This is a genomic window from Kitasatospora sp. NPDC059817 (assembly GCF_042731835.1).
Taxonomy (GTDB): domain Bacteria; phylum Actinomycetota; class Actinomycetes; order Streptomycetales; family Streptomycetaceae; genus Kitasatospora.
The window spans coordinates 16,895-24,174 of record NZ_JBHWIR010000019.1; the positions used below are offsets into that span (position 1 = coordinate 16,895).

The following is a 7,280-nucleotide window of genomic DNA, read 5'->3' on the forward strand; positions in this document are numbered from 1 at the left end:
CTCCTTTCTCGGGGCGCCGAAGGGGTCAGTGCATCTGGGCGAGGTACTCGTACTGGCTGGGCAGGCGCTTCAGGAGCTCGGCGGACTGGTCGCTCAGCAGCTGGAACTCCTTCTCCGCGCGGCTGCCGTCCTGCAGGGCGAGTGCGGGCGGGGCCTTGAGCTCGATGCCGCCGAGGCCGAGCAGCATGGCCAGGTAGGAGTAGGACTCGAACCCGTGGAAGTGCGGGAAGATGGTGGCCTCCGTCGGAGGCTTGGCCTTCCACAGCTCGATCCGCTCGGCCAGGCCGTCGGGCATCACCCGGGTCTTGGCGTCCCGCCAGTAGGCGTTGTCCTCGCGGGCCGCGGCCTTGTAGTGCAGGACGAGGAACTCCCGTACGCCGTCGATGGTGTTGCCGACGATGCGGTTGTAGGAGCGGCGCAGCCCCGGGTCCCAGTTGGCGTCCGGGAAGTGCTTGACCAGTTCCTCGATGCCCTGCTGGATGAAGAAGATGCCGGTCGACTCCAGGGGCTCGACGAAGCCGCTGGACAGGCCGATGGCGACGCAGTTGTTGACCCAGGCGTTGCGGGTGCGGCCGATCCGCATCCTGATGTGGTTGGCCTCCAGGCCCTCCGACTCCGGGCCGACCTTGGCCCGCAGCGTGGCCTCGGCCTCCTCGGGCGTCGCGTACTCGTCGGAGTAGACGTAGCCGGTGCCGATGCGGCCGAACAGCGGGATGGTCCAGATCCAGCCGGCGTCCGAGGCGGTGGCGGTGGTGCAGGGGCGCAGGCCGCGCTTCTCCATGTCGACCGGGACGCGCAGCGCCACCGCGCGGTTGTTGGGCAGGGTGTCCTGGAAGGAGGTGAACGGCTCCTCCAGGGTCTGGTTGATCAGCAGGCCGCGGAAGCCGGTGCAGTCGATGAAGAGGTCGCCCTCGATCAGGCCGTGCTCCTTGGTGCGCACGCCGCTGATCCAGCCGCGGTCGTCCTGGACGACCTCGACGACGTCGTCCTCGATGTGCTTGGCGCCGCGCTCGGTGGCGTACCCGGAGAGGAAGTCGGCGAGCAGCGAGGCGTCGAACTGGTAGGCGTACGGGAACTGGGTGTCCTGCTCCGTGAGGGTGTCGCGCTCGGTCGTGTTGCCGCCCTCCTTGAAGTCCTGCTCGAAGAGGGTGCCGTCGAGGTAGCGCGGGGACTTCTCGGCGTCGCAGATCGCGGCCATCAGGAACACGTCCTGGTCGAAGCGGTCGCCGGAGCGGCTGTTCAGCCACCAGTCGGTGAGCGGCAGGCCGTCGACGACCCGGAGGCGCTCGAAGGGGTGGTAGAAGTAGTGGCCCTTGCGCCGCCAGTTCTCGAATCGGATGCCCAGCTTGTAGGTGGCATTGCACTTGGGCATCCAGACGTGCTCCGGCAGGCCCAGGTAGTTGAAGAAATGCCGGACGGTGCTGAAGGTCGCCTCGCCGACCCCGATGGACTTGATTCGCTTGGATTCCACCAGCGTGACGGAAATGCGATCGCCGAATGCGGCGCGCAGGTACGAGGCGGTCATCCAACCGGATGTCCCACCACCGACGATGACGACGTTGCCCAGCATTCCTGACCCTCTCAGCCGGTCGTTCAACCCGGAGCCCCGGGCTGTCCCATGGCTCGAAATCCTGCGGCAGCGGAGCCTCCGGAAAACAGGCTTTTAAGCCTCAGCGGAAACACGCACTCCAGCGCGTCCCGGCCTTCGCCGGGTGTTTTCCGGCATGCCGAACAGATGACACCCGATGGTTGGGGGTGCCATCTGTTCGGCGGAACTCGCCGGAATTCGGCGGGGGTTCGGCAGTGACTGAGCCTGACCGGCAGGGCCGGCTCAGCCACCGTCCAGCAGGTAGTCGTGCAGCAGGGAGATGACCCGGGCCCGCTGCGCGGTCAGGTAGAAGTGCCCGCCGGGCAGCACGTGGAACGCGAACTCCTTGCCGGCCAGCGCCTCCCAGCCGCGGGCCCGCTCGACGCTCACCGTGACGTCGGAGTCCCCGGTGAGCACCACGACCCCGCAGTCCACCGGGCGCAGCGCGGTGGGCCGGTAGGAGTCGATCAGCAGGTAGTCGTTGCGCAGGATCGGCAGCACCATCTCCCGGATGTCCGGGTCGTCGAAGATCGACATCTGGGTCCCGCCGTGGCCCGCGACCGTGGCGAGGAGCTCGTCGTCGCCGCGGGGCAGGGCCGGCGCCCGCCCGGCCGGTCCGTCGCCGGAGCCGGCCGGCGCCTGCGGCGGCGGGTAGCCGGAGAGCACCAGCCGGGCCACCGGCAGGCCCTGCGCGTGCAGGGACTGCACGGTCTCGTACGCGAGCAGCGCGCCCATGCTGTGGCCGAAGACGACCGTCTCGACGCCGGGGCGGTCGGTCTCCAGCAGCGCCTGCGTCAGCTGGGCCACCAGGCTCGCGGCGTCCTGGACGAAGGGGTCCTCGATCCGCTCCTCCCGCCCCGGGTACTGGACGAGCTGGAGTTCGACGGCCGCCGAGAGGTGGTTGGCCCAGGGCCGGTAGAAGCCCGCGCTGCCGCCGGCGTGCGGCAGGCAGACCAGCCGCCGGGTCGCCTCCGGGCGCGGCCGGGGGATCACCAGCCAGGGTTGGTCGTCGTTCAAACGGTCACTTCCTTCCGTCGGCCCCGCGGGGCCGTGTCCGTACCGGCCCGGCCGGTCATCCGCAGGCCCGGACGATCTCGCGCAGGGCCTCGTGCATGCGCTGGAGCAGGGCGGTGGCCGCCGTCTCGTCGAACCGGCCGCCCGCGTACACGCAGGACAGCTCCATCCGGCCGCCCTCGACCGCGGCGGCGACGTCCAGCTCGTAGGTGCGGGTCTCGCCCGGCTCGTGGTCGCCGCCGCCGTGGTCCAGGTGGCGCAGGATCAGCCGGTCCCCCTCGGGCAGCTGGTTGTCCCACTGGCCGAGGTAGTTGAAGCCGATCCGGGCCTTGGGCGCGGGGACCAGCAGGTCCTCCCGGGCCTCGGCGGCCGCCGCCAGCCGCAGGACGCCGTGGCCGATGCCGCGGCGCGGGACGGCCCGCAGCCGGCGCTTGGCCACCCGGACGGCGGCGGTCGGCGCCAGCTCCGCGGGCACGTCGAGCAGCACCGGGTAGATCGTGGTGAACCAGCCGACGGTGCGGGACAGGTCGACGCCGTCCAGGATCTCCTCGCGGCCGTGCCCCTCCAGGTCGATCACGGTGCCGCCGTCGTCGGCGTGGCCCTGGGCGGCGAGCGCCTGGGCGAGGGCGGTCAGCAGCACCTCGTGGACCTGCGCGCGCAGCACGCCGGGCACCCGGCGCAGCAGTGCCTCCGTCTCGTCCCCGGTCAGGGTGTGCCGCGCGGTGCGGCGGTCGCCGAACCGGCCGGTGTCCAGGGGCTCCCCGGCGGGCTCGGGCAGCGACCGCCAGTGCGCCAGCTCGTCGTCGAAGCCGCCGGTCAGGGCGTGCTCGCGCAGTCGGCGGGACCACTGGCCGAAGGAGGTGGAACGCGCGGCGGGCCGGGCGGGCCGGCCGGCCGCCAGGTCGGCGTAGGCGGAGCGCAGGTCGTCGAGCAGGATGCGCCAGGAGACGCCGTCGACCACCAGGTGGTGCGCGGTGAGGAACAGCCGGGCCGGGCGGTCCGGCCCGAGGTCGGCCAGGACGGCGCGCAGCAGCGGCCCGTCGGCCAGCCGCAGGCCGCTCTGGGCCTGCCGGAACGCCTCGGTGGCGCGCTCCTCGGCGTCCGGCGCCCCGGCGAGGTCGAGCCGCTGGAAGTCCCAGCAGCCGTCGGCCTCGGCCGCCACCTCCTGGGACCAGGCGCCCTCGGCGTCGCGGGTGTAGCGGGCGCGCAGCATGTCGTGCTGCCCGACCAGCGCGGCCAGGGCGGCGCGCAGGGCCTCGGTGTCGGTGCCCGGGACGAGTTCGAACAGCAGCGACTGGTTGAAGTGGCCCGGGTTGACGGTGTGGTGCTCGAAGAACCACTGCTGCACGGCGGTCAGCGGCACGGGCCCGGTGGCGTACGGGTCCTCCTCGGCCGGCCCGCTCTCCCCCGTCCCGGCGGCCTTGGCGAGCGCGGCGACGGTCTTGTGCTGGAAGAGGTCCCGGGCGGTGAAGTGCAGGCCCTCCTGGCGGGCCCGGGCGACCACCTGGGTGGAGAGGATGGAGTCGCCGCCGAGCAGGAAGAAGTCGTCCTCGGCGCCGACGTCCTCGATGCCCAGCACCGAGCGGAACACCTCGGCCAGCGCGGTCTCCACCGGGCCGTTCGGCGGGATGGAGACCCTGGTCAGGGCCTCCCGGGCGTCCGGCAGGGCGTCCCGGTCGACCTTGCCGTTGGTGGTGAGCGGCATCGCGTCCATCGGGATCAGCGCGGCCGGCACCATGAAGGCGGGCAGTTCCTCGGTCAGGGCCTCGCGGACCTCGCGGACCGCCTCGCCCCGCTCGCGGCCGGGCGCGGCGACCAGGTAGCCGACGAGCTGCTTGCCGCGGTCGCTCTCGCGGACCACCACGGCGGCCTGGTCGACCGCGGGGTGGCGCTGCATGGCCGACTCGATCTCGCCGGGCTCGACCCGGAAGCCGCGGATCTTGACCTGGTCGTCGGCCCGGCCCCGGAAGTCGATCCGCCCGTCGGGCAGCCAGGCCCCGAGGTCGCCGGTGCGGTAGAGCCGGGCCCCGGGGTCGTCCGCGAAGGGGTGCGGGACGAACCGCTGCTCGGTCAGCTCCGGGCGGCCCAGGTAGCCCTGGGCGACGCCGCGGCCGCCGAGGTGGATCTCGCCGGTGACGGCGGGCGGCACCGGGTTGCCGTGCGGGTCCAGCAGGTAGACCTCGGTGTTGGGCAGCGGCCGGCCGATCGACAGCCTGCTGCCGGCCTCCTCGTCCTGGACCTCGAACATGGTGGCGCCGACGGTGTTCTCGGTCGGGCCGTAGCCGTTGATGAAGCGGTGCACCCGCGACCACTTGCGGGCCAGGCCGACCGGGCAGCGGTCGCCGACGGCGAGCACCACCGAGCCGGCGGGCAGCGCCTCGGGCTCGACCGCCGCGAGGGCCGCGGGCGGCAGCGCGAGGACGGTGGGCCGGCCTCCCGCCATGGCGCGCAGCTGCTCGCTGCCCAGCGCCTCGGACTCGTTCGCCGGGAGGGCGAGCGCCGCGCCGGAGACGAGGGCGAGGAAGGTCTCCCAGACCGCGCCGTCGAAGCTGGGCGAGGAGAGCTGGGTCACCGTGTTCTCGGGGCCGGTGCCGACGATCAGCCGGGAGGCGTTGACGACGTTGGTCAGGCCGCCGTGGCCCAGCAGCACGCCCTTGGGCGTCCCGGTGGAGCCGGAGGTGTAGACGATGTAGGCGAGCGCGTCCGGCCCCACCCGGTCGCCCTCGGGCACCGGTCCGGTGTGCGCGTCGAGCTGCGGGCGCAGGTCCTCCAGGATCAGCGGCTCGGCGGCGGACTCGCCCGCGTCGGCGGCCAGCGCGCGTTCGGTGAAGACGAACCGGGCGCCGGTCTCGGCCAGCATCAGCTCCCGGCGGGCGGCCGGGAAGCGCGGGTTCAGCGGCAGGAAGGCGGCGCCGGCCTTGAGCACCGCGAGGGTGGCGGCCACCTGGTCGGGGCCGCGCTCGCAGCACACGCCGACGACGTCGCCGGGGCGGGTGCCGCGGGAGCGCAGCAGCTCGGCCAACAGCCCGGCCCGGCGGTCGAGTTCGGCGTAGCTGAGGCGCTCGTCGCCGCGCACCACCGCGAGGCCGTCGGGGCGTTCGGCGGCCCGCTTGGCCACCAGCAGGTGCACCGGGTCCTGTTCGGGGAAGGCCACCGGGTTGCGGGCCCAGTCCACGGTGAGCCGGTTGTGCTGCTTCGGGTCGAGCAGGTCGAGCCGGCCCAGCTCCTGGTCGGGGTCGGCGGCGATCGAGCCGAGCAGGGTGGTCAGGTGGCCGGCGAAGCGGCGCACCGTGGCCTCGTCGTACAGGTCGGTGCTGTACTCCAGGGCGGACCAGAGGCTGCCGTCGGGGCGCTCCTCGAAGGCCACCACGAGGTCGAAGCCGGTGCTCGCCTGCGGCAGGGCGAGCTGCTCCATGGTCAGCCCGGGCAGGTCGAGGGTCGCCTCGGGGGCGTTCTGCAGGACGATGAGCACCTGGGCGAGCGGCATCCGGCTGGGGTCGCGCTCGGGCTGGACGGCGTCCACCACCCGCTCGAACGGGACCTCCGCGTGGTCGAAGCCGGCCAGCACGGTGTCGCGGACCTGGCCCAGGAAGTCCCGGAAGCCCAGGCCCGGCTCGATCCGGGCGCGCAGCACCAGGGTGTTGAGGAACAGGCCGACCAGGTCGGCGAGTTCGGGCTCGTCGCGGCCGGCCACCGGGGTGCCGATCGCGACGTCCTCCTGCCGGGAGAGCCGGGCCAGCAGCAGCTGGGTGGCCGCGGTGAGCGTCATGAACAGCGTCGCCGCGGCGGACTCGGTGAGCTCGCGCAGCCCGGCGACGGTCTCCGCCGGGACGCTGAACTCGTGGAAGGCGCCCGCCCCGGTAGGCACGGCGGGGCGCTGCCGGTCGGTCGGCAGCTCCAGCACGGGGACGCCGTCGAGCTGCTCGCGCCAGTAGTCGAGCTGCTCGTCGAGCCGCCCGCCGGAGGCCCGCTCGCGCTGCCACACCGAGTAGTCCGCGTACTGCGGCCCCGTCGCGGGCAGGTCGGGTTCGCGCCCCTGGAGCGCGGCCGCGTAGTACTGGCCCAGCTCGCGGGTGACGATCGACAGCGACCAGCCGTCGTGCGCGATGTGGTGGATGCTCAGGACGAGCACGTGCTCGCGGTCGGAGAGCCGGACGAGGAGGGTCCGCAGCACCGGGCCGGTGCGCAGGTCGAAGGGCCGGCCGGCCTCCTCGCGGACCAGTCGCAGCAGTTCCGCCTCCCGCTCCTCGGGCGTCCCGCCGCCGGCCTCCACGACCGGCAGCGGGATGTCCACGCTCGGGTGCGGGACCTGCACCGGGACGCCGTCCACCTGGTCGTAGGTGGTGCGCAGCGCCTCGTGCCGGTCGACGACGGCGGCCAGCGCGCCCTGCAGCGCGGCGCGGTCGAGGTCGCCGCGCAGCCGCAGCGCGAAGGAGGAGTTGTAGCCGACCGACTCCGGGTCGAACTCGTACAGGAACCACATCCGCTGCTGGGCGAAGGACATCGGCAGCGGGCGGTCGCGGTCGGCGGGGCGCAGCGCGGTGCTCGCGGCGGCCTCGGGGGCGGGCGTCTCGGCGCCCGCCAGGCGGTCCCGCAGCAGGGCCCGCAGGTGCTCGGGCAGGGCCGCTATGCGGTCCTCGCGGGACGTGGACGTCTGGGTTTCACTCATGTCGGTTGC

3 protein-coding genes are annotated in these 7,280 nt (G+C 73.4%); all 3 read right to left on the bottom strand.

Annotated elements, in window-relative coordinates; all coding sequences use genetic code 11:
- Nucleotides 1-25 precede the first annotated feature (25 nt).
- The 3 genes from ACFV61_RS06915 to ACFV61_RS06925 all read right to left on the bottom strand — a co-directional run bounded on the left by ACFV61_RS06915 (nucleotide 26) and on the right by ACFV61_RS06925 (nucleotide 7,271).
- Nucleotides 26-1,570 (bottom strand): tryptophan halogenase family protein, encoded by a 1,545-nt coding sequence (locus tag ACFV61_RS06915; protein ID WP_380490491.1) that lies wholly within the window; start codon nucleotides 1,568-1,570, stop codon nucleotides 26-28.
- A gap of 261 nt (nucleotides 1,571-1,831) precedes the next feature.
- Entirely contained in the window at nucleotides 1,832-2,605 is a 774-nt protein-coding gene (locus ACFV61_RS06920) for a thioesterase II family protein (protein WP_079135957.1), read from the bottom strand.
- 55 nt (nucleotides 2,606-2,660) lie between these two features.
- The gene (locus ACFV61_RS06925) at nucleotides 2,661-7,271 is read right to left on the bottom strand and encodes an amino acid adenylation domain-containing protein (protein ID WP_380490493.1); all 4,611 of its coding nucleotides are present in this window, start codon (nucleotides 7,269-7,271) and stop codon (nucleotides 2,661-2,663) included.
- Nucleotides 7,272-7,280 lie beyond the last annotated feature (9 nt).

Coding starts and splice junctions, on each gene's coding strand:
- ACFV61_RS06915 (WP_380490491.1), bottom strand. CDS start 1,570: ATGCTGGGCAACGTCGTCATCGTCGGTGGTGGGACATCCGGTTGGATG.
- ACFV61_RS06925 (WP_380490493.1), bottom strand. CDS start 7,271: ATGAGTGAAACCCAGACGTCCACGTCCCGCGAGGACCGCATAGCGGCC.